At 66.9% G+C, this 21,150-nt stretch carries 17 protein-coding genes; 11 read left to right on the forward strand and 6 right to left on the reverse strand.

Annotated elements, in window-relative coordinates; translation table 11 throughout:
* Positions 1 to 51: 51 nt before the first annotated feature.
* The gene (locus tag ACIQF4_RS06605) at positions 52 to 1,467 is read right to left on the reverse strand and encodes an NAD(P)H-quinone dehydrogenase (protein ID WP_400515418.1); all 1,416 of its coding nucleotides are present in this window, start codon (positions 1,465 to 1,467) and stop codon (positions 52 to 54) included.
* A gap of 106 nt (positions 1,468 to 1,573) precedes the next feature.
* Between ACIQF4_RS06605 and ACIQF4_RS06610 the strand changes: the two genes are divergently transcribed.
* Together ACIQF4_RS06610 and ACIQF4_RS06615 are read left to right on the forward strand one after the other, a co-directional pair.
* Positions 1,574 to 2,392 carry a purine-nucleoside phosphorylase gene (locus tag ACIQF4_RS06610; RefSeq protein ID WP_400515415.1) on the forward strand — a complete coding sequence of 273 codons (819 nt, stop codon included), beginning with the start codon at positions 1,574 to 1,576 and terminating at the stop codon, positions 2,390 to 2,392.
* 93 nt (positions 2,393 to 2,485) lie between these two features.
* Positions 2,486 to 4,246 carry a phospho-sugar mutase gene (locus ACIQF4_RS06615; protein WP_400515412.1) on the forward strand — a complete coding sequence of 587 codons (1,761 nt, stop codon included), beginning with the start codon at positions 2,486 to 2,488 and terminating at the stop codon, positions 4,244 to 4,246.
* Between the two features lie 6 nt (positions 4,247 to 4,252).
* Here ACIQF4_RS06615 and nirD read toward each other — a convergent pair whose 3' ends face one another.
* Positions 4,253 to 4,639, reverse strand: a complete 387-nt coding sequence (nirD, locus tag ACIQF4_RS06620; protein WP_400515410.1) for a nitrite reductase small subunit NirD — start codon at positions 4,637 to 4,639, stop codon at positions 4,253 to 4,255.
* Positions 4,640 to 4,908: 269 nt separating this feature from the next.
* Here nirD and nirB point away from each other — a divergent pair, with 269 nt between their 5' ends.
* The 6 genes from nirB (at position 4,909) to ACIQF4_RS06650 (ending at position 12,022) form a co-directional block, all read left to right on the forward strand.
* Positions 4,909 to 7,551 carry a nitrite reductase large subunit NirB gene (nirB, locus tag ACIQF4_RS06625; protein ID WP_400515407.1) on the forward strand — a complete coding sequence of 881 codons (2,643 nt, stop codon included), beginning with the start codon at positions 4,909 to 4,911 and terminating at the stop codon, positions 7,549 to 7,551.
* Between the two features lie 2 nt (positions 7,552 to 7,553).
* Positions 7,554 to 8,588: a uroporphyrinogen-III C-methyltransferase gene (cobA, locus tag ACIQF4_RS06630; RefSeq protein ID WP_350003765.1), complete on the forward strand. Its 1,035-nt coding sequence runs from the start codon at positions 7,554 to 7,556 to the stop codon at positions 8,586 to 8,588.
* A gap of 14 nt (positions 8,589 to 8,602) precedes the next feature.
* Entirely contained in the window at positions 8,603 to 9,763 is a 1,161-nt protein-coding gene (locus tag ACIQF4_RS06635; RefSeq protein ID WP_350003766.1) for a uroporphyrinogen-III synthase, read from the forward strand.
* Positions 9,764 to 9,977: 214 nt separating this feature from the next.
* Complete coding sequence (locus ACIQF4_RS06640; RefSeq protein WP_400515404.1) at positions 9,978 to 10,838, forward strand: FAD-dependent oxidoreductase; 861 nt, start codon at positions 9,978 to 9,980, stop codon at positions 10,836 to 10,838.
* 144 nt (positions 10,839 to 10,982) lie between these two features.
* Positions 10,983 to 11,708, forward strand: coding sequence for a deoxyribose-phosphate aldolase (gene deoC, locus ACIQF4_RS06645; protein ID WP_400515402.1), 726 nt, complete (start codon positions 10,983 to 10,985; stop codon positions 11,706 to 11,708).
* A 50-nt stretch (positions 11,709 to 11,758) separates the two neighbouring features.
* Positions 11,759 to 12,022 (forward strand): hypothetical protein, encoded by a 264-nt coding sequence (locus tag ACIQF4_RS06650; protein WP_400515401.1) that lies wholly within the window; start codon positions 11,759 to 11,761, stop codon positions 12,020 to 12,022.
* Positions 12,023 to 12,143: 121 nt separating this feature from the next.
* Here ACIQF4_RS06650 and ACIQF4_RS06655 read toward each other — a convergent pair whose 3' ends face one another.
* Positions 12,144 to 12,956 carry a metal-dependent hydrolase gene (locus ACIQF4_RS06655; protein WP_400515399.1) on the reverse strand — a complete coding sequence of 271 codons (813 nt, stop codon included), beginning with the start codon at positions 12,954 to 12,956 and terminating at the stop codon, positions 12,144 to 12,146.
* Positions 12,957 to 12,962: 6 nt separating this feature from the next.
* Positions 12,963 to 16,634: a transcription-repair coupling factor gene (gene mfd, locus ACIQF4_RS06660; RefSeq protein ID WP_400515398.1), complete on the reverse strand. Its 3,672-nt coding sequence runs from the start codon at positions 16,632 to 16,634 to the stop codon at positions 12,963 to 12,965.
* Positions 16,635 to 16,903: 269 nt separating this feature from the next.
* Here mfd and ACIQF4_RS06665 point away from each other — a divergent pair, with 269 nt between their 5' ends.
* Genes ACIQF4_RS06665 through ACIQF4_RS06675 form a run of 3 tightly spaced genes read left to right on the forward strand, consistent with a single transcriptional unit; the run spans position 16,904 to position 19,178 of the window.
* Positions 16,904 to 18,412, forward strand: a complete 1,509-nt coding sequence (locus tag ACIQF4_RS06665; RefSeq protein ID WP_400515397.1) for an SDR family oxidoreductase — start codon at positions 16,904 to 16,906, stop codon at positions 18,410 to 18,412.
* Between the two features lie 43 nt (positions 18,413 to 18,455).
* Positions 18,456 to 18,953 (forward strand): DUF2505 domain-containing protein, encoded by a 498-nt coding sequence (locus tag ACIQF4_RS06670; RefSeq protein WP_400515394.1) that lies wholly within the window; start codon positions 18,456 to 18,458, stop codon positions 18,951 to 18,953.
* Positions 18,954 to 18,956: 3 nt separating this feature from the next.
* On the forward strand, positions 18,957 to 19,178 hold the full coding sequence (locus ACIQF4_RS06675) for an SCO4848 family membrane protein (RefSeq protein WP_400515393.1): 222 nt from the start codon (positions 18,957 to 18,959) through the stop codon (positions 19,176 to 19,178).
* Positions 19,179 to 19,299: 121 nt separating this feature from the next.
* On the opposite strand, the gene sufU is transcribed toward ACIQF4_RS06675, so the two are convergent.
* Together sufU and ACIQF4_RS06685 are read right to left on the reverse strand one after the other, a co-directional pair.
* Entirely contained in the window at positions 19,300 to 19,749 is a 450-nt protein-coding gene (sufU, locus tag ACIQF4_RS06680; RefSeq protein WP_350003775.1) for a Fe-S cluster assembly sulfur transfer protein SufU, read from the reverse strand.
* 23 nt (positions 19,750 to 19,772) lie between these two features.
* Positions 19,773 to 21,098: a SufS family cysteine desulfurase gene (locus ACIQF4_RS06685; RefSeq protein WP_350003776.1), complete on the reverse strand. Its 1,326-nt coding sequence runs from the start codon at positions 21,096 to 21,098 to the stop codon at positions 19,773 to 19,775.
* Between the last annotated feature and the right edge of the window lie 52 nt (positions 21,099 to 21,150).

Genomic DNA, 21,150 nt, shown 5'->3' on the forward strand with positions numbered 1-21,150 from the left:
CTATGCACGTGGCGTGGGAGGGGTCCAGACTCAGGAGCCCCTATAAACGCCTCACAGGTGGACGTGCAGGCGCCGCGCCGCTTCGGAAATCGATCCGCTCAGGGATGGGTAGACGGTAAAGGTGCTGGCGACGTCGTCCACGTGCAGCTTTTGCTTCACCGCGATGGAGATGGGGAAGATCAGCTCCGAGGCGTTCGGTCCCACCACCACGCCGCCGATGACGGTGCCGGAACCCTTGCGGGCGAAGATCTTTACGAAACCGTCCTTGTGGTTCCGCATCTTGGCGCGGGCGTTGCTGCGCAGCGAGAGCTTGATGATGTCGCCCTGGTACTTGCCCGAATCAATCTCGGCTTCGGAGACGCCCACGTTCGCAATTTCCGGGGAGGTGAAGATGTTCGATGCCACCTGGTGCAGCTTGAGCGGGGTGACGGTGTCACCCATGAAGTGCGCCACCGCGATGCGGCCCTGCATGGCCGCCACGGAGGCGAGCGGCAGCACGCCGGTGCAGTCACCGGCGGCGTAGATGTTGGGGGCTGAGGTGCGGGAGACGCCGTCCACCTTGATGTGGCCGCTCTCGCTGACCGCCACGCCGGCCTCTTCGAGGCCGATCCCGGCGGTGTTGGGAATGGAGCCCAGGCACAGCAGGCAGTGGCTGCCGGTGACCTTGGACCCGTCGCTGAGCGTGACCACAACGCCGTCGTCCGTCCGTTCCACCGTCTCGGCGCGGGAACGGGACAGGACCCGGACGCCGCGGCGCTCGAACACTTCCTCCAGGACTACTGCCGCATCCACATCGGACCCGGGCAGCACCCTGTCACGGCTGGAGATCAGCGTGACCTTGGATCCCAGTCCGTTGTACGCGGAGGCGAACTCGGCCCCGGTGACACCGGAACCCACAACGATCAGGTCTTCGGGCAGCTCGTCGAGGTCGTAAATCTGCGTCCAGTTGAGGATGCGTTCACCGTCCGGCCGGGCTGTGGGAAGCTCGCGGGGATGGGCGCCCACGGCCAGCAGGATCGTGTCCGCCTCAACGGTTTCCGTGCCATCGGCCGTGAGGACCTCGATGGTGCGGTCATCCAGCAGGCGGCCGGATCCGGTGATGATCCGCACTCCCAGGTTTTCCAGCCCATCGTGGATATCCTTGGACTGGCTGCGGGCAAGGTTCAGCAGGCGGTCGTTGATGTGTTTGAGGTCGGCGCGCATCACGGGCACAAAGTCTCCGCCGTCGACGTCGAACTTCACACCCAGCTCGCCCGCCTCCCCTACGCGCGTCATGAGGTCCGCGGTGGCGATCAGGGTTTTGGAGGGGACGACGTCGGTTAGCACAGCCGATCCGCCCAGTCCGGCACGCTCGATGATGGTGACCTGCGCCCCCAGCGAGGCGGCCACCATGGCGGCTTCGTACCCGCCGGGACCACCTCCCAGGATTGCGATCCGGGGGGAACTGAAATCTGGATGCGTAGTCACAAACAATCATTCTCCTGCAACTCCCCCGCACCGCCAAAGAAAACGGTCTCTCAGGAGAACCGGTCCCGGGTGGGCGGCATCACGGGCGGCAGGATAGCTTGTACCTGTGAGTACAACTGACTTCCTGAACACCGATCCTTTCGCTGCCGCGCGGGCCGCCGCCGACTACATCGCCGAGGAAACCGGCGTGGACAGCCACGACGTCGCCCTGGTGCTTGGCTCCGGCTGGGGCGAAGCAGCCGACCTGATTGGCGAGACCACTGCCACCCTGTCCGCCGACGAGGTCCCCGGCTTCCACGCCCCGGCGGTGGAAGGACACGTGGGCACCATCCGCTCGGTCCTTACCACCGACGGTAAGCGGGCGTTGGTCCTGGGTGCAAGGACGCATTACTACGAAGGCAAAGGCGTGCGTTCAGTGGTGCACGGCATCCGCGCAGCCGCAGCCGCCGGCTGCAAGACCCTGGTGCTGACGAACGGCTGCGGAGGGCTGAACGAAAACTGGACCCCGGGCACCCCCGTGCTGATCAGCGACCACATCAACCTCACCGCCGCCTCGCCGCTGGAGGGGGCCACGTTCGTGGACCTGACCGATCTCTACTCTGCCCGGATCCGTGGCCTGGCGCGGGAAGTCGATTCCACCCTGGAAGAAGGCGTCTACGCCCAGTTCCCCGGCCCGCACTATGAGACGCCCGCCGAGGTGCAGTACGCCAAGCGCATCGGTGCGGACCTGGTGGGCATGTCGACGGCGCTGGAAGCCATCGCCGGACGCCACGCCGGCATGGAGGTGTTCGGCATTTCGCTGGTCACCAACCTCGCCGCAGGCATCAGCCCGCAGCCCTTGAGCCACCAGGAAGTCATCGAGTCCGGGCAGGCTGCCGGCCCGCGGATTTCGAAGCTGCTGGCCGGGATCATCGCCCGGCTCTGACGGGGCAACCGGCCGCTTGCGGGGCGCCACCAGCAAGCATTCAGGAGCCCCGGTTGGAAGAAGTGGCAGGCCAATGACGATAGCGTTATGCCCATGACGTCTTCCGATGCCGAAATCCGCCTGCTCGATGATGCCCGCGCGTGGGCTGCCCAAGATCCGGATCCGGTGACCTCGGCCTCCCTCCTCGAGCTCATCGGGCAGGTGGAAAACGGCGTCCCGGCAGCCCGCCAGGAACTCGAAGACAGCTTCCGGGGCACGCTGCAGTTCGGCACAGCGGGGCTTCGCGCGGCGCTGGGGCCGGGCCCGAACCGGATGAACAGGATCGTGGTGCGGCGGGCCGCCGCCGGCCTGGCGGACTTCCTCCTGTCCGCGGTAGGCGAGACCTCGCCGGGAACCCGGCCGCGCGCCGTCGTCGGCTACGACGCCCGGCACAACTCGGACATCTTTGCCGAGGAAACCGCAGCGATTTTCACGGCAGCGGGGATAGAAACGTTCCTGATGCCGGCTGCGCTGCCCACTCCCCTGCTCGCCTTCGCCGTCAGGGCGCTCGAATGCGACGGCGGGGTCATGGTGACAGCCAGCCACAACCCGCCGCAGGACAACGGCTACAAGGTGTACCTGGGCCGCCACGCCGTGCCGGAGAACGGCAACGGCGCACAGATCGTAGCCCCCTACGACACCGCCATCGCCGCCCGGATCAATGCGGTGGGGCCGCTGGAATCGATCACCCTGGCTCCCTCCGGCTGGACTGTCCTGGACGCGTCCATTGCAGCCGGCTACGAACGTGCCACGGCTGCGCTGGCCATGCCCGCCGGGTTCCCGGCCCGTGACCTGAGTATCGTCCTGACTCCCCTGCACGGTGTGGGCGGCGGGACCGCGCTGGCGGTTTTGAATGCCGCAGGTTTCAAAGACATCACCCTGGTGGCGGAGCAGGCCGAACCGGACCCGGATTTTCCCACCGTCAGCTTCCCCAACCCGGAAGAACCCGGCGCCCTGGACCTGGCCCTGGAGTCCGCTGAGCGGCGCGGTGCAGACATCGTGATCGCCAATGATCCCGACGCCGACAGGGCGGCTGTTGCGGCGAAGGACCCTGACACCGGCGCCTGGCGGATGCTCCGCGGCGACGAGGTGGGTGCCCTCCTGGGAGCGCACATCGCCGCCCGGATTGCCGCGGGGAAGGCGACGGACGACGGCGGCACGGAAGAGGGTGCGCACGGAGTGTTCGCGAATTCGATCGTGTCCTCCCGGCTGCTTGCCCGCATCGCCACGGCAGCCGGCTATACCCACCAGGAGACACTGACCGGGTTCAAGTGGATTTCGCGGGTTCCCGGACTGGTGTACGGCTACGAGGAAGCCCTGGGCTACTGTGTGGCGCCGGATGTGGTGCGGGACAAGGACGGCATCTCAGCTGCCCTGCTGATCGCGGAACTGGCGGCGGCGGCCAAAGCTGATGGCAAGACTGTCTTTGACACCTTGGACGAGCTTTACCTGCAGCACGGCCTGCACGCCAGCGACCAGCTCAGCATCAGGGTTGCGGACCTGGGGCTCCTGGACGCGATGATGAACCGGCTCAGGGTCTCCCCGCCGGAAACCTTCGGATCATCCGCCGTCGAGGTTTATACGGACCTGGCCGAGGGCACTGGCCAGCTGCCGCCCACGGACGGGCTGCTGTACGTCACCCGGGACCTGACGCGCGTGATCATCCGTCCGAGCGGCACCGAGCCGAAGCTCAAGTGCTACCTCGAGGTGATCCAGCACGTGGGTTCTGCCGCGGAGCTGCCCGCCGCCCGGCAGGCGGCGCGGGCAGCGCTGGATGAGGTGCTCCGCGACGTCAGTGAAGCGCTGGGGCTTTAGCCGCCGCTACAGCTCAATCTCCACCACGCCGCCGCTGATGCGGGTGCGGAACGTTGCAATGGCCAGGCCCGGGGTGCTGAAGCATTCACCGGTTTCAAGGTCGTAGACCTCTTTGTGCAGCGGCGACGCGATAGTGGGGCGCTCGCCCCGGGAGCCGAGGATTCCGCGCGCCATGACATGGGCTCCGGTGGCAGGGTCCTCGTGCGCAACCGCGAAAACTTCGGTGGAACCGGTGCGGAAGAGGGCAATCTGGCGCCCCGCAACCAGGGCTGCCTCGCCCCAAGCGATTTCCAGGTCCTCCACCGGGCAAACGCTGTGCCAGCCGCCCGTGATCCCGGATACCGCCTCGTCAAGGCCGGCTTCGAGTGCCCCAAGTTCCAGTGTTGCCGTCATGTCCGGCTCCTCTCCCTGTGCGTGTAATCCTTCGCAGTGGGCCGCCTTTGCAGCCGTGAACCACGCTAGGCTCCGGGTGTTTCAGCGGCGTGCAGCGAATGTGTCCGGCGCGTAAAAGACACCTCACACGGCCGGAAATGCGTTCGTGATGCAGAAGTTAAGTTGACGAAACAATTGGGAAACTGAAGCGAAACTGCGTCTCCCTAGTCTGGATGGACAGCTCGACAGAGAAGGCTGCAGTTCACTGCGGCCCATGCGAAAGGCCATCAGTGACCGAACAGACTTCAAGCACAGAGACTCCGCGCCGCATCGTCGTCGCCGGCGGCGGCCCCGCGGCCCACCGTTTTGCGGACGCAATGCATGCCCGTGGCCTCGACGGCTGGCATGTCACGGTCCTCACTGAGGAAGTCCACCTTCCCTACGACCGTGTTGCCCTGTCCAAGGCGCTCACGGACAAGGACGTGGACCTTACGCTGGGCAGTGCGTCCATGTGGGACCACCCTTCCCTGGAGCTCAAGACCGGCGAGCGGGTGATCAGGATCAACGCCGAAGCCAAAACCGTGGAGACCGCCGCCGGCAACACCTTCGAGTATGACGAACTGGTGGTGGCCACCGGGTCGAACGCCGCCCGCCTCCCCATCCCCGGCGCCGAGCACACGCACGTCTACCGCACACTCGAAGACGTCTGGGCCATTAACCAGGCCATCGCAGGGCTGAAAGAGAAGCTGGGCCGCAAGGTCAACGCCGTCACCATCGGCGGCGGCCTGCTCGGCCTTGAATCGGCCGCCGGCACGGAACAGCTTGGTGCCAACCCGATCGTCATCGACGGTTCGCAGTGGCTCATGGCCACCCAGCTCGACGAGGGCGCAGGCCAAGCGATGGGCCGGCTCATCAAGGCCAAGGGCTTTGAAGTCCACGGCGGCGTCTTCCCGTCCGAGGTGCTCTCCGACGACGACGGCCAGGTCACCGGCGTCCTCATGGCAGACGGCCGCATCATCGAAGCGGACATGGTCATCGTGGCCATCGGCGTCCGGCCCCGGGATGAACTCTTCCGCGCCGCGGAAGGCGAAGAGCAGGTCTTCTCGCTGGGCCAGCGCGGCGGTGTGGTCATCAACGACTACTGCGCCACCGAGGTGGACGGTATCTGGGCCATCGGTGAAGTGGCCAACTTCGGCGGCATGTGCCTGGGCCTGGTTGCCCCGGCCAACACCATGGCCGAAATCGTTGCCGACCGCCTCCACGGCGGCGACGCCACCTTCCCCGGCTTCGACACCGCCACCAAGCTCAAGCTGTCCGGAGTGGACGTCGCCAGCTTCGGTGACGCCTTCGCCAAAACGGAGCATGCCCTCGAAATCGTCTACGCCGACCCCGCCCGCGGCGTGTACCAGAAGATCGTCACCACCGACGACGCCAAGACCCTCCTGGGCGGCATCTTCGTGGGCGACGCTTCACCGTACATGAGCCTGCGCCCCCTGCTGGGCCGCGAACTTCCCGCCGAGCCGGGTGCCTTCCTCAGTGCGGCCGGCGGCGGCGAAGCCCCCGAAACCGAACTGCCGGACGACGCAACGCTCTGTTCCTGCAACAACGTCACCGCCGGCAGCATCCGCGACGCCATCAACGGCTGCGGCGCTTGCGAGGGCAATGCGCCCGTCCAGGAACTGGGCGAACTGAAGGGCTGCACCCGCGCCGGGACCCAGTGCGGTTCCTGCGTGCCCATGCTCAAGAAGCTGCTCGAAACCGAGCTGACCAAGTCCGGCGTCGAGGTTTCCAAGGCCCTCTGTGAGCACATCGAACTGTCCCGCCAGGAACTCTTCGACGCCATCCGCGTCCTGGAACTGACCTCCTTCGAAGAGATCATGGCCAAGTACGGCACCGGCGCCGGCTGCGACATCTGCAAGCCGACCATCGCCAACATCCTGGCCAGCCAGAACAGCGCCTACGTCCTGGATGCCGGCCGCGGCACCCTGCAGGACACCAACGACCGCGCCCTGGCCAACATGCAGAAGGACGGCACCTACTCGGTGGTCCCCCGCATCGCCGGCGGCGAAATCACCCCCAAGAAGCTCGGCGTGATCGCCGCCGTCGCCGAAAAGTACAACCTGTACACCAAGATCACCGGCGGCCAGCGGATCGACATGTTCGGTGCCCGGCTGGAGCAGCTGCCCGAGATCTGGAAGGAGCTGGTGGATGCCGGTTTCGAATCCGGCCAGGCCTACGGCAAGAGCCTGCGCACGGTGAAGTCCTGCGTCGGCTCCACCTGGTGCCGGTTCGGCGTCCAGGATTCGGTGGCCATGGCCATCCAGCTGGAACTGCGCTACCGCGGCCTGCGCAGCCCGCACAAGCTCAAGATGGGCGTTTCCGGCTGTGCCCGCGAATGCGCGGAAGCCCGCGGCAAGGACGTGGGCGTCATTGCCACCGCGGACGGCTGGAACCTGTACGTCGGCGGCAACGGCGGCGCCACGCCGGCCCACGCCCAGCTGCTCGCCAAGGACCTCGACGACGAAACGCTGATCAAGTACATCGACCGCTACTTCATGTACTACATCCGCACCGCCGACCGGCTGCAGCGCACCGCACGGTGGCAGGAAGAGCTCGACGGCGGCATCAAGCACGTCGAGGACGTGGTGGTCAAGGACACCCTGGGCATCGCCGCGGACCTTGAGGCTGCCATGGCCAAACACGTGGATACCTACATCGACGAATGGGCAGACACCTTGAAGGACCCCGAGCGGCTGCGCCGCTTCCGTTCCTTCGTCAACGCGCCCGACCAGAAGGACGATTCCATCACCTTCGTCCCCGACGAGCGCGGCCAGATGCGCCCGGCAACGCCCGAAGAGAAGGGGAAAGTCCTCATCGGAGCTTCCATCCCGGTCCGCCCCGGCACGCCGGAACCCGTCAGGAACGAGGTATAGGCATGCAGCTCAGCATTGATCTCACAGGCCGTGAAGTACTGGTGACGGGCTCGGACCATGCCGCCCGCCAGGCGGTCCGCCGCTACGAAGCCGCGGGCGCCGTCGTCTACCGCCTCAGCACTCCGCAGGGCGCAGCCCACGACGGTCCCCTGCCCGAACGCCCCTTCCTGGTTGCCGCGGTGGAGGACGGACAGCCCGGCTGGGATTCCCTCCTTGGCCGGTGCAGGGATACCGGAATTCCGGTGGCTGCGGAGCCCGCCGCCGGCGCCCCGGGGCACGTCACCCTGGTAGGCGGCGGCCCCGGCACCACCGAGCTCCTGACCGTGGCCGCCGTCAAGGCACTCCGCGACGCCGACGTGGTGTTCTATGACCGGCTCGCCCCGTACCAGGAACTTCCGTCGCTCACCTCAGGTGAACTGGTGGACGTAGGCAAGAAGCCCGGCCACCACAAGGTAAGCCAGGGCGACATCGAGAAGCTGATGGTCGAAAGCGCCCTGGCCGGCAACAACGTGGTCCGGCTCAAGGGCGGGGACCCCTACGTCTTCGGCCGCGGCGGAGAGGAAGTTGCCGCCTGCGTGGCCGCCGGCGTCAAGGTCCGTGTCATCTCCGGCGTCACCAGCGCCATTTCCGTCCCCGCCGCCGCAGGCATCCCCGTCACCCACCGGGAAGTCAGCCACATGTTCACCGTGGTGTCCGGCCACGCCCCGCTGACCGAAAAGGAGCACCAGCACCTTGCCGGCCTGGGCGGAACCATCGTGGTGCTGATGGGCATCGGAACGCTTCACCAGCTCGCCGCCGGTCTCCGCCGGGCCGGAATGCGGGCTGACATGCCCATGGCCGTAGTGGAGCGGGGCTACCGTCCCGGCCAGCGCACCACCATCGCGGATCTTGGCACCATCGCCTCCGCCGCTGCCGGGTGCAGCAACCCCGCCGTGCTGGTAATCGGCGAGGTGGTCCGGGTGGCTGAAGCCAACCGCGGGCATGCCGAGGCCGCAGCCGACCTGGACAGGCTGGCGGCCTCGCTGCTGGGTTCGTGAAAGGATTGACCCCCATGACTGCACTTGCACCGGCCGAACCACCGCAGGTCGTACAAACGCCTGAGGAAGCACCTGAGGCCGCAGAGGCTCCACTGGAGGGTTTCCGCATTGGTGTCACCTCGCACCGGCGCTCCCAGGACCTGATCGAGGCGCTGGAACGCCGCGGAGCGGAAGTGCTGCACGCGCCCGCCCTGAAGATTGCGCCCGTGCAGGAGGACATGCGGCTCATCGAGGACACCAGGGCCATCATCGCGGCCAGGCCGGACCTCTGTATTGCCACCACAGCGTACGGGATGCGGCGCTGGTGCGAGGCCGCGGATTCATTCGGTATCGGGGAGCAGCTCCTCGAGACCCTGGGCGCCTGCCGGATGTTCGTCCGCGGGCCCAAGGCACGCGGTGCGGTGCGCGCCGCCGGCCTCGCCGACGTCGGAATCAGCAGCGACGAAACCACCGCGACACTGGTGGACATGCTGCTGGCCGAGGGCGTGCGCGGCAAAACCGTTGCCGTCCAGCTGCACGGCTACACCGACGTCCGTCAGCTGGAGCGCCTGCGCATGTCCGGTGCCACCGTCCTGACCGTCACGCCGTACCGCTGGGTAAAGCCCGACGGCGAGGACCGGCTCCCCCGGCTGATCGAGGCGGCCTGCAGCGGGAACCTGGACGTCCTCACCTTCACCAGCGCCCCTGCGGTGGATGCCATGTGGAGCACCGCCCACGAAATGGGCGTCTACAAGCAGCTGATCGAGAGCCTGAAGACCAACGTCACCACGGCAGTGGTGGGTCCGGTCACGGCGCAGCCCCTGCTGGACGCAGGCGTGACGCCGCTGATCCCTGAACGCTTCCGGATGGGTGCGCTGATCCGGCTGGTGTGTGAGCACCTCGCCCTCAACCACGTGCGCCGGCTGGACACCCGTTCCGGCAGCATTGAGCTGCGCGGCCGCAGCCTGCGCATCAACGGGCAGGCCGTGGAACTGGCCCCTGCACCGCTGCTGCTGCTTCGTGCCCTGCTGGGCGCCGGCGGCGCAGTCCTGTCCCGCGAATCGCTGTCCGACCTGTTGGAACTGCGGGGGTCCGTCCACGCCCTGGACATGACCGTCAGCCGTCTCCGCTCCTCCCTGCCTGATGGCCGCCTGGTGGAGACTGTGGTGAAGCGCGGATACCGTATCCGCGTCTAGCGGTCCCGGAACAGGCGGCACCACAGCGCAAATGTGTCGGCCGGCTGGCGGATGAGAGCCAAGTCACGGGTTCTGTTACCGGCCGGTAAACACTGGCGAACACGGGGCCTCGAAACAGCAACTGCCGGGAAACACGCCGGAAAAAGCGCGGGCCTACGCTGGGTTCCATCACGAAGTTCCGGCCGCTCCCGGCCGCCAGCGAAAGGGCCAGCACATGTCCGCTCCGGCACCCTCCACGTCCACCTCCTCCGCCACCCGCATCGTCATTGCAGGGGCGGGTCCTGCTGCCCAGGCGCTTGTCAGCCAGCTGGACCGGGCCCGTTTCACCGGCACCATCACTGTGCTGAGCAACCGGGACGACACCCCTGAGGAACTGCTGGAGCTGGCGCTGCTGCCGCAGGTCTCGGTCCGGTTCGGCCAGCCCGCCAGCCACATCGACGCCGTCAACCGCACCGTGGCCACTGCGGACGGCATGGAATTCGCCTACGACCAGCTGGTCATTGCCACCGGATCGGCACCCGTGGCCAGTCCGGTGGAGGGCGCGGGCGCGTGCCTGAGCTACTCCACCATCGATGACGCCGCCCGCATCGGGGAGGCCGTCAGCGAGGTAGCCAGGGAGCTCGGCCGCCGCCCCCTGGGAATCCTGGTGGGCAACGGCACGGCGGCAGGCCAGGCCGAGGCCGTGCTCCGCGCCCAGGGTGTCCGCCCGGTCCGCACCACGGCCCGCCCCGCGGCAGTCGTTCCCGGCACGTCCGGATCCGGCTTTGCTGCGTCCGCTGTGATCTTCGAGGACGGCAGCAGCATGAACGGTGACTTGGTGGTCCTGGCCGAGGAGCGGGTCTCGCGGGACGGACTGGCCGCCAGCGCCGGCCTGCGGACGGCACCCAGCGGAGGGATCGTCATCACCCAGGACTTCCGGACGTCAGTCCCCGGCATCTGGGCCCTCGGTGACGCCGCAGCGTTCGACGGCGTGCGGCTGGGCCTGCTGGTTGCCGCGGCTTCAGCTGCGGGCGCCTGCGCCACGCAGCTGCTGACCGCCGCCTCCGCTGCCGTCCCCCTGCAGGCTGCCGCCTGAGCCCGCCGCAACGCGGCGGCCACTTACCGCCCGGGGCGGCTCCGGTCGCGGGCCGGGGTCGAAGGCCCTGCTGTGGCAAGATGGTTCCGAAACGAGTCATGGGCGTTACAACGCCCGGCCCACAGTCCCCTGGAGAGGACCACCATGAGCAACGAAGCCACCCCTTCCGTTCAGACTGCAACCACCGGCACCGCAGGTTCCAGCGCCATAGCGTCCTACATCGACCACACGCTGCTGAAGCCTGAGGCCGGGGAAGCGGACGTCCTCAAGGTCTGCGCCGAAGCGGCGGAATACGGTTTCAAGTCCGTCTGCGTCAACCCCATCTGGGTCAAAACCGTCAAGACCGCACTGAGGGGCACCGGCGTCCTCACCTGCTCGGTAGTGGGGTTCCCCCTGGGTGCCACCCCCACGGACGTCAAGACCTTCGAAGCCCGCGGCGCGGTCCTGGACGGGGCCGACGAAGTGGACATGGTCATCAACATCGCCGCTGCCCGGGCGGGGGACAAAGGCGCGCTTGTCGAGGACATCTCCGCCGTGGCCGAGGCGGTGCACGCCAGCGGCGCGATCCTGAAGGTCATCATTGAAACCGCGCTGCTCACAGACAGCCAGAAGGTCATGGCCTGCGAGGCAGCCGTGGAGGCCGGAGCGGACTTCGTGAAGACCTCCACCGGGTTCAACGGCGGGGGTGCAACGGCGGAGGACATCGCCCTGATGCGCTCCACGGTGGGCCCGGGCCTGGGCGTCAAGGCCTCCGGCGGGGTACGGTCCCTGGCTGACGCGCAGGCTATGATTGCAGCAGGTGCAACACGTATTGGTGCCAGCTCCGGAATTGCCATTGTCAAAGGTGAACAGGGTTCATCGTCGTACTGACGGCACCGGAAGCCGCCACAGATTGAGCCCCGCGGGGCCGAGGAGGAACTATGTCCAGCAAGATCGCGGCGTCCAGCCAGGGCTCATCTGCCCAGGAAGGCACCATCCAGACCCCGCAGAACGAGAACAAGCTCGGCACGAGCATCCTCCTTTTTGTGGTCATGATCGCGCTGTTCCTGGGAGCCGTGTACTCCCTCTCCTTCCTGACGCTGGACAACCCCTGGCCCATGGCAGTCTGCATCGGCCTGTTCGCCCTTGCTTTCTGGATTCCGCAGAGCATCCTGGGCCGCTCGGACTCCGCCGGCGAACACTAGGCCCAACCACGTAGCGCCAAGTGTCGTTATGAAGGCCACAACGACACTTGGTGGTAACCAGTTGGGATGGTGAACCACAAAGAACCCTTGGACTGTTCAGTCCAAGGGTTCTTTTCTGCTTTCAGAACCAGACGCGGGCCCACGCCACGGCGGCATCGGCGGCGCTGCCCCAGTGCGCATGCGCTACGGACCAGGCGGCCATGCTCAGGCCCACCATGGCGTAGGCACTCACCGGAATCAGGACAAGCCACTCGCGTTTGGACCCGGCCCGTCCCAGCAGCGGAAGGGACAGCGCCCCGTTGGGCCGCCACACCTGGCGCAGCAGCGGCACCCGCCGCAGGGGTTTCGGCGGCCGGACCACCAGCGGCCACAGCAGGGGCACGCCGCCTGTGGTGACCAGGTCACCCACAATATGGACCACCACACCGGTCAGCATGGAGACCGGAAGCCAGGTCCATTGGTCCGGCGCGAACCAGGTGACCAGCCCCGCCATGGTCAGCGCGAAGATCCAGTTGCTGATGAAGCCCGCCTTGGGAAAAAGCTTCAGGGCCTTCGCCGCGATGTTGATCATGAACATGCACAGCAGCCCTGCCCCCACAGACAGCAGCCCCCACTCCGTCTCAAGCTGGACCTGGCCAGCCAGGGTGGCCAGCAGGACAAAGAACGCCGCCCCGAGGACGGAGTGCGTGCCCTGGCGGTGCCCGCCGCTGGCATTTTCGATCCCCACGGCAATCATGTTGGACAGCGGCGGCAGGGAGTTTGCAACCGTACTGTACCGGTGGTCCCAGTCGCAGACCAGGGCTGTTCCCGCCGTTGCCATTCCACCAATCAGGATCCCGGTGGCGTCCAGCGGGTACCAGCCCAGCGTGTACGGGCCCGTCGAGGCAATAGCTACCCACGCCGCGGCTCCCGACGCGGCGTGGTGTCCCCCCATCACCCCCTAGCTGCTGACTGCGGGAGCAGCGAGCGGAGCATCAGCGAAGATGTTCCGGATCACGCCGTTGGCCCACTCCAGGATTTCCGCGTCCTGCAGGTCCCGCCCGCCGATCCTTGCCGTCTTGGGCTTGGGGATCAGCACGGCATCGAGCGCCGGCTTGGACTGGGACCCCGGGTACATCCTGTTAAGCCGCATGACCTTCGATTCCGGCAGGGTGGCCGGCGAGAACTTGATGAAGTTGCCCTGCAGGGCCACATCGGACAGGCCGGCCTCACGGGCGCCCACACGGAAGCGGGCAACGGACACAAGGTTCTGGGCCGGCAGCGGCGGCTCTCCGTACCGGTCCACCAGTTCGGCGAGGACTTCGTCGATGGCCTCGTTGGTGAGCGCAGCCGCGAGCTTCCGGTAGGCCTCCAGGCGCAGCCGCTCCCCCGGCACGTAGTCGTGCGGAAGGTGCGCATTGACCGGCAGTTCGATCTTCATCTCCGCTGCCTTTTCCTCGGCCTCGCCGCGGAAGTCCGCCACGGCCTCGCCCACCAGCCGTATGTACAGATCGAATCCGACGCCCTGGATGTGGCCGGACTGTTCGCCGCCCAGCAGGTTGCCGGCACCACGGATCTCCAGGTCCTTCATGGCCAGCTGCATGCCCGCGCCCAGCTCATTGTGCGTGGCCACGGCCTTGAGCCGTTCCAGTGCCACCTCACCCAGCGGCTTCTCCGAGGGGTAGAGGAAGTAGGCGTAGGCGCGTTCACGCCCGCGGCCCACGCGCCCGCGCAGCTGGTGCAGCTGTGACAGGCCGTACTTGTCCGCGCCGTCCACGATCAGGGTGTTGGCGTTGGAGATGTCCAGCCCGGTTTCGATGATGGTGGTGCACACCAGGACGTCAAAGCGCTTCTCCCAGAAGTCCACGATGATCTGTTCCAGGCGGCTCTCGGACATCTTGCCGTGTGCCACCTCCACGCGGGCCTCCGGCACCAGTTCGCGGATTTTCGCAGCCGTCCGTTCAATGGTGGATACCCTGTTGTGGACGAAGAAGACCTGGCCTTCGCGCATCAGCTCGCGCCGGATCGCGGCGGAGGTCTGCTTGTCAGTGTAGGGGCCAACATAGGTAAGGACCGGGTGCCGTTCCTCCGGCGGCGTGGCCAGGGTGGAGGTCTCCCGGATGCCCGTCAGCGACATCTCCAGCGTGCGCGGGATGGGAGTTGCGCTCATGGCAAGCACGTCCACGTTGGTGCGCATCTTCTTGAGCGCTTCCTTGTGCTCCACCCCGAAGCGCTGTTCCTCGTCCACGATCACCAGGCCCAGGTCCTTGAACTCGAAATCCTTGGACAGCAGCCGATGCGTTCCGATCACCACGTCCACGGTGCCGTTCTTGACGCCTTCCGCTGTCTCCTTTGCCTCCTTGGACGCCTGGAACCGGGACAGCGGCTTCACGCGCAGGGGGAAGCCGGAGAACCGCTCGGTGAACGTTTCGTAGTGCTGTTGGGCCAGCAGGGTGGTGGGCACCAGCACGGCCACCTGCTTGCCGTCCTGGACTGCCTTGAACGCGGCCCGCACGGCAATCTCCGTCTTGCCATAGCCCACGTCGCCGGAAACCAGCCGGTCCATGGGGATCTCACGCTCCATGTCCGCCTTGACCTCGTTGATGGTGGTCAGCTGGTCAGGCGTCTCCACATAAGGGAAGGCTTCCTCCAGTTCGCGCTGCCAGGGGGTGTCAGGGCCGAACGCGTGGCCGCGGGACGCCATCCGGGCAGAGTATAGCCGGATGAGCTCGCCGGCGATCTCCTTGACGGCCTTGCGTGCCTTGGACTTGGTGCTGGCCCAGTCCGCGCCGCCCATTTTGCTCAGGACGGGCGTGTCCCCGCCCACGTAGCGGGTCACCTGGTCCAGCTGGTCCGTGGGAACGAACAGCCTGTCCCCCGGCGCTCCGCGCTTGGACGGTGCATACTCCAGCACCAGGTACTCGCGCACCCCGTCGCCGCCACCGGCGACCTTCCTCTGGATCAGCTCCACGAACTTGCCGATGCCATGCTGCTCATGCACCACGTGGTCTCCGGTCACGAGCTGCAGCGGGTCCACGGCGTTGCGCCGCTTGGACGGCATCCGCCGCATGTCCTTCGTGGAACCGGCAGAGGTCCGGCCCAGCAGGTCGGCTTCGGTGAGGAGGCCCAGCTTGAGCCCGTCCAGGACAAAACCGCGTCCGACGGCGGCAGTAGTCACCTCGATGATGCCCGCCTGGGGCTCGTGGTCCAGGCTGTCCACCCGGGCGCAGGGGATGTCGTTCTCGTGGAACAGCTCTGCCAGGCGCTGGGCCGGACCGGGACCTTCCGTGGCGACGACGATCCGCCACTGGTCCCGGACATGGGAGCCGATGAAGTCCATCATCTCGGCCACATCGCCCTGGTAGCCCCTCGGTTCCCGCGCATGCAGGTTGAGGACGTCGATGTCCGGCAGCAGTTCCTCGTCCTGCGCCAGGGAGGTGATGGACCACCAGGACACCCCGTGCTCCAGGGAGGAGCTGCGCGTTTCCGTCAGGGACCGGAAGCTGGCGGAATGGAGCGCGGCACTGGCTTGGGAGCTCAGGTCCAAAGGTGCCGTCCCGCCGTCGGACGCCGTGGACCACGCCGCCTCCAGGAATTCCTCGTTGGTGGCGGCGAGGTCGTGGGCACGGGTGCGGACCTTTTCCGGTTCAACAACCACCGAGATGGAGCCTGCCGGCAGCTGCTCCACGAACGGGACCATGGAGTCCACCAGCACCGGCGCCAGGGATTCCATGCCCTCCACGGCGATCCCGCCGGCAATCTTTTCCAGCATGTCGGCCGCGGCCGGGAGCTGCGCCTTGAGAGTGGCTGCCCGGGACATCACGGACGGGGTGATGAGGATCTCGCGGCAGGGCGGCGCGTGCAGCTCGGTGGGGTGGTGCAGCCCGGGCGAGGACAGCGAGCGCTGGTCTGCCACGGCGAACCAGCGCATCTGGTCCACTTCGTCACCAAAGAACTCCACCCGGATGGGGTGGTCCTCGGTGGGCGGAAAGACGTCGATGATCCCGCCGCGGACGGCAAATTCACCGCGGTGCGTCACCATGTCCACCCGGGCGTAGGCTGCGTCGGACAGGCTCCGCACAACCTCGGTGAAGGGCCGTTCCTGGCCCACCTTCAAGGTGACCGGGACAAGCTCACCGAGGCCTGCAACCACCGGCTGGACCACGGCGCGGACGGGAGCCACCACAATCCGGAGCGGGCCCGCCGTCGAGGTTTCAGGATGCGCCAGGCGGCGGAGCACCGACAGGCGCCGGCCTACGGTGTCCGAACGGGGCGAGAGGCGCTCGTGGGGCAGCGTCTCCCAGCTGGGAAACTCGGCCACGCAGTCGGCCGGAAGGTACGCCCGCAGCGCGGCCGTCAGGTCCTCAGCCTCCCGGCCCGTGGCGGTGACGGCAAGGACCACACCCGACCCGCCGGCGTCGTCCCCGGCGCCGGAGGCGGCAATGCCGTCCGCCATCTCAGCAAGAAGCACCGCCCGCAGCCCGGCGGGCGCGCTGATCTGGTAATCCTGGCCGCGGACCGCGAACCCGCGGGCAGCCTCGGCGCGGACGCGCGCGAAGGTCTGGTCCGCGGCAAGTGCGCGGCGCAGACCGTCCAGCGAGGGGCCGTGATTGGACTGGCCGGGAAGGCTCATGGCAGAAGCTCCTGTGGTGTTACGGAAAGCAGGCAACGCGAAAACCCGAAATTCGCTGCGAATCCCGGGTAAACCCAGCCTACCGCGCGGCTCCGACAAAGCGTGCTGGCTCAAGACTGGCACTCTCGCACAGGGCTGGCACTATGGCGCGGGGCTAGGCTGGCAGTGACGGACAAGACAGGCAGCTGAAGCCGGCGGCAGTCTGCGCAAGCAGCAGCCGTCCAGACTGCGGGCCGCTCCGAATGGCCTGTGGACGATAAGGAGCCACCATGACTGAAACCAGCAGCACCCCGCGGAAATCCAGGACTGTCCTGGTCACCGGAGCCACCGGCTACATTGGGGGCAGGCTTGTGCCCAAGCTCCTGGAGGCGGGCCACACGGTCAAAGTCCTGGTGCGCTCCCCGGACAAGATCGCCGGGGTGCCGTGGCGGGACAATGTGGAGGTTGTGGAAAGCAGCCTTGACGACGGCGGTGCCCTGCGGGAGGCGCTGGACGGCGTTGACGTTTTTTACTACCTGGTGCATTCCATGGCGGCCGGGTCCGGATTTGAAGCCAAGGAGCAGGCCATGGCCCGGACGGCGGCGGAAGCCGCTGCTGCTGCGGGGGTCGGCAGGATTGTCTACCTCGGGGGGCTGCACCCCACGGGCGTCGAGCTGTCCACCCATATGCGTTCCCGGGAAGCGGTGGGGAAAGTCTTCCTGGACAGCCCGGTGGATGCCATCGTGTTCCAGGCCGGCGTGGTGATCGGCTCAGGCTCTGCGTCCTTCGAAATGATCCGCCACCTTTCCGAGACGCTGCCGCTCATGCCGGCACCCAGCTGGGTCCGCAACCGGATCGAAGCCATCGCTGTGCGGGACGTCCTCTACTACCTGGTCTCGGCGGCGTCCCTGGAAGGACCGATCAACCGCACGTTCGATATCGGCTGCCGGCAGGTCCTCACCTATGCAGGGATGATGAAGGAGTACGCCGCCGAAGCCGGGCTCCCCTACCGCGTGGTGCTGGCGCTTCCCGTCCCGGCGCCCAAGCTTGCCGGCATGTGGGTGGCGCTGACCACCCCCATCCCCTTATCCATGGCCGTACCGCTGGTTCAGTCCCTCCAGCACGATGCCGTGTCCGACGAGCACGACATCGACCAGTACATCCCACAGCCCGACGGCGGACTGACCACCTACCGCACGGCGGTGGCCCTGGCCCTCGGCAAGGAACGCGACGGCCAGGTGCAAACGACGTGGGCCAATGCCGGGGCGGCTTCGGATCCCCTGCCCAGCGACCCCGAGTGGGCCGGGCACAAGGTCTACATCGACGAACGGACTTTCCACGGAGATGTGGACCCGGCCCATGTGTGGACGGTGATCGAGGGCATCGGCGGGCGGAACGGGTGGTACTCCCTTCCCCTGGCGTGGCAGGTCCGCGGCTGGCTGGACAAGCTGACCGGCGGAGCCGGGCTGCTCCGCGGACGGCGGCATCCCCACACCCTGGCCACCGGGGAGGTTGTTGACTGGTGGCGTGTGGAACGGATAGACCGCGGGAAGCTGCTGAGGCTGCGGGCAGAAATGCGCGCTCCGGGGCGTGCCTGGCTGGAGCTCTCCGTAGAGCCCGACGGAACCGGGAGCCGGTACCGCCAGCGTGCAATCTTCTTCCCCAAAGGGCTCAGCGGAAGGCTGTACTGGCTCGCCGTGCTGCCCTTCCACAGCCTGATCTTCCCCGCCATGGCCCGGAACATCACCAGCGCCGCCCAAAAGATCGTGGATGCGGAGCACGAAGAACAAAGCCCGTAGGATGTGTGGAGTTAAAACCGTTCCGCACGTCCCAGGAGGACACATGGCCCTGAGCGCAACCACCACCCTTCCGCACTCCGTCGACAACGTCGCAGCTGTCCTGGTGAACGAGGATTTCCAGCGCCACGTCAGCCAGCTCGTGGGCGGCTCGCTGGAATCGTTCACCGTGGTTGGAGACGTTGCCGGAGCTTTCAGCGCCACTTCGGTGCGGACCCTGCCCACCACCCGCCTTCCCGAGATTGCCCGGAAGTTCGTGGGTGAGCAGCTCAAGGTGACCCAGGTGGAAAACTGGGACGCTCCGGCTGCGGACGGCTCCCGCCAGAGCAGCATCTCGCTGAAGATTGCCGGCGCCCCCGTTGATGTCACCGCCGTGCAGCGGCTCGTGGCTGCCGACGGCGGCACCCGCGTCGAGCTTGAGGGCGCCGTAAAGTCCTCGGTGCCGTTCCTTGGCGGGAAGATCGCTGATGCCGCAGAGCCGATGGTTGCCAAGGCCCTGAACCTCCAGGCCAAGCAGGCACAGGCCTGGCTGGAAAGCCACTAACCCGTGGAACTGCCCGTTTTCGCTTCACTGGTCCTGATCATCGCGGGAGTCTGGTCCCTGGTGGTCTGGCCGCAGTTCCTGCGCAGGGTCATGAAGGATCCGCGTGCCCGGGACTCCGCGGGAAAGGCCACCAGGTTCCTGACCGTCCATATGGTGCTGGTCAGCATCTCCATGGTGCTGGGCGCCGCCACGGCCGTCATTGGCGTTATGGCGCTGGCCGGCTAAGCGGCCTGCACTGCCAGCAGGAAAGCGCTGTACGAATTAGGTGCAAGATGAAGGCCCTCGTCCCGCCGGGAGGAGGGCCTTCATTGGTTCTTATCACCCCCGGGAGGAATGCCCTCAGGGGTCAGGCAGCCTGGTTGAGCGCGTCCTCCGCGGCAACCCAGGAAATCATGGCGCACTTCACGCGGGCCGCATAGCGGGCCACCCCTTCAAATGCCGCCGCATCCCCCAGCAGGTCAGGATCCGCGGAGACCTTCCCGCGTGAGCGCAGGACTTCACGGAAGCTGTCAATGGCCTTGTGCAGCTCCGCCACCGTCATCCCCTCGGCCATTTCACTGAGCACCGAGGCGGACGCCATGGAGATGGAGCATCCCGCCCCGTCCCACGCCACCTGGGCCACTTTTCCGTTCTCAACCGCGACCCTCAGCGTGACTTCGTCCCCGCACACAGGGTTGAGCTGGTGCGACTGGCCGGTGTTCGCGCCCTCAGGCGCCTCTGTCCCCGCAAGGCCGCTGCCGTGCCGGGCCTTGGAGTGGTCCAGGATGATCTGCTGGTACAGCTGGTCAAGGCTCATAGTGTTACCTTCGGTCTTCCCTGCTAGGCGCGGAAATAAGCCCGCACGCCGGCGACGGCATCCAGGAACTGGTCGATGTCGTCCGTGGTGTTGTACAGGTAGGCGCTAGCTCTGGTAGTGGCGGTCAGCCCCAGCCTGCGGTGCAGCGGCTGGGCGCAGTGGTGGCCCACGCGCACGGCGATGCCCCGCGAGTCAAGGAACTGGCCCACGTCGTGGGCATGAACACCCTCGACGTCGAAGGCGGCAAGCCCGATCCGCTCCTGGCCGGCGGCGGGCCCCAGGACCCGGATTCCCGGAATCGACTCCAGCCCCGCAACCATGCGCTGGCCGAGCCCTGACTCCCACTGGTGGATACGGTCCAGGCCCGTCTCCGTCAGGTAGTTCGCCGCTGCAGCCAGCGCCACAGCCTGGGAAATCCGCTGCGTACCTGCTTCGAAGCGCTGGGGCGCGGGAAGATACTCAGCGCGTTCCATGGTGACCGTGGTGATCATGGAGCCGCCGGTGAGGAAGGGCGGCAGGATGTCCAGCAGTTCCTGCTTACCGTACAAGACCCCGATGCCCGTGGGGGCAAGCATCTTGTGGCCGGAAAACACAGCAAAGTCGACGCCGAGTCCCTTCACGTCCAGGGGAAGGTGCGGGGCTGACTGGCACGCGTCCAGGACCACCAGCGCGCCGGCTTTCCGGGCCAGTCCCACGAGCTCCGCTACGGGGTTGATTGTCCCCAGCACGTTTGAAGCGTGGGTGAACGCCAGCACACGCGTCCGGCTCCCGATGATGTCCCCGGCCTGGTCCATGCGGAGTGACCCGGCGTCGTCCACAGGGATGTAGCGCAGGATGGCACCGGTACGGAACGCCAGTTCCTGCCAGGGAATCAGGTTGGCGTGGTGCTCCATCTCCGTCACCACAATTTCATCGCCCGGGTTCAGGGCAAGCTCCTTCAGCCGGGCATCCCCCCTGCCCTGGGCAGCCCACAGGCCGGCGTTGGACAACGCATAGCTGATCAGGTTCAGGCCCTCAGTGGCGTTTGAGGTCCAAATCGTTTCCGCGTAGTCAGCGCCGATAAAGTCCGCGACGGTCTGCCGGGCATCCTCGAACACCTCGGTGGCCTCCACGGCAAGATGGTGTGCGCCCCGGTGCACCGCCGCATTGCGCTGCTCATAGAACTCCTGCTCGGCTTCAATGACGCTCAGGGGGTTCTGGGAGGTAGCTCCGGAATCGAGGTAGACCAGCGGCTGGCCATTGACCAGCTGGTCCAGGACCGGGAAATCGTTGCGGATGCGGAGCACCTCGGCGTTATCCATGACCGGCAGGGCGCGCTCCAGCGTGGGCGGCGTTGATACTACGGCCAAGACGTACTCCTTGAGATGCCAACCATGACACTCAATTGTCCCACAGCACGGC

The sequence above is a fragment of the Pseudarthrobacter sp. NPDC092202 genome (assembly GCF_044755505.1).
GTDB lineage: Bacteria > Actinomycetota > Actinomycetes > Actinomycetales > Micrococcaceae > Arthrobacter.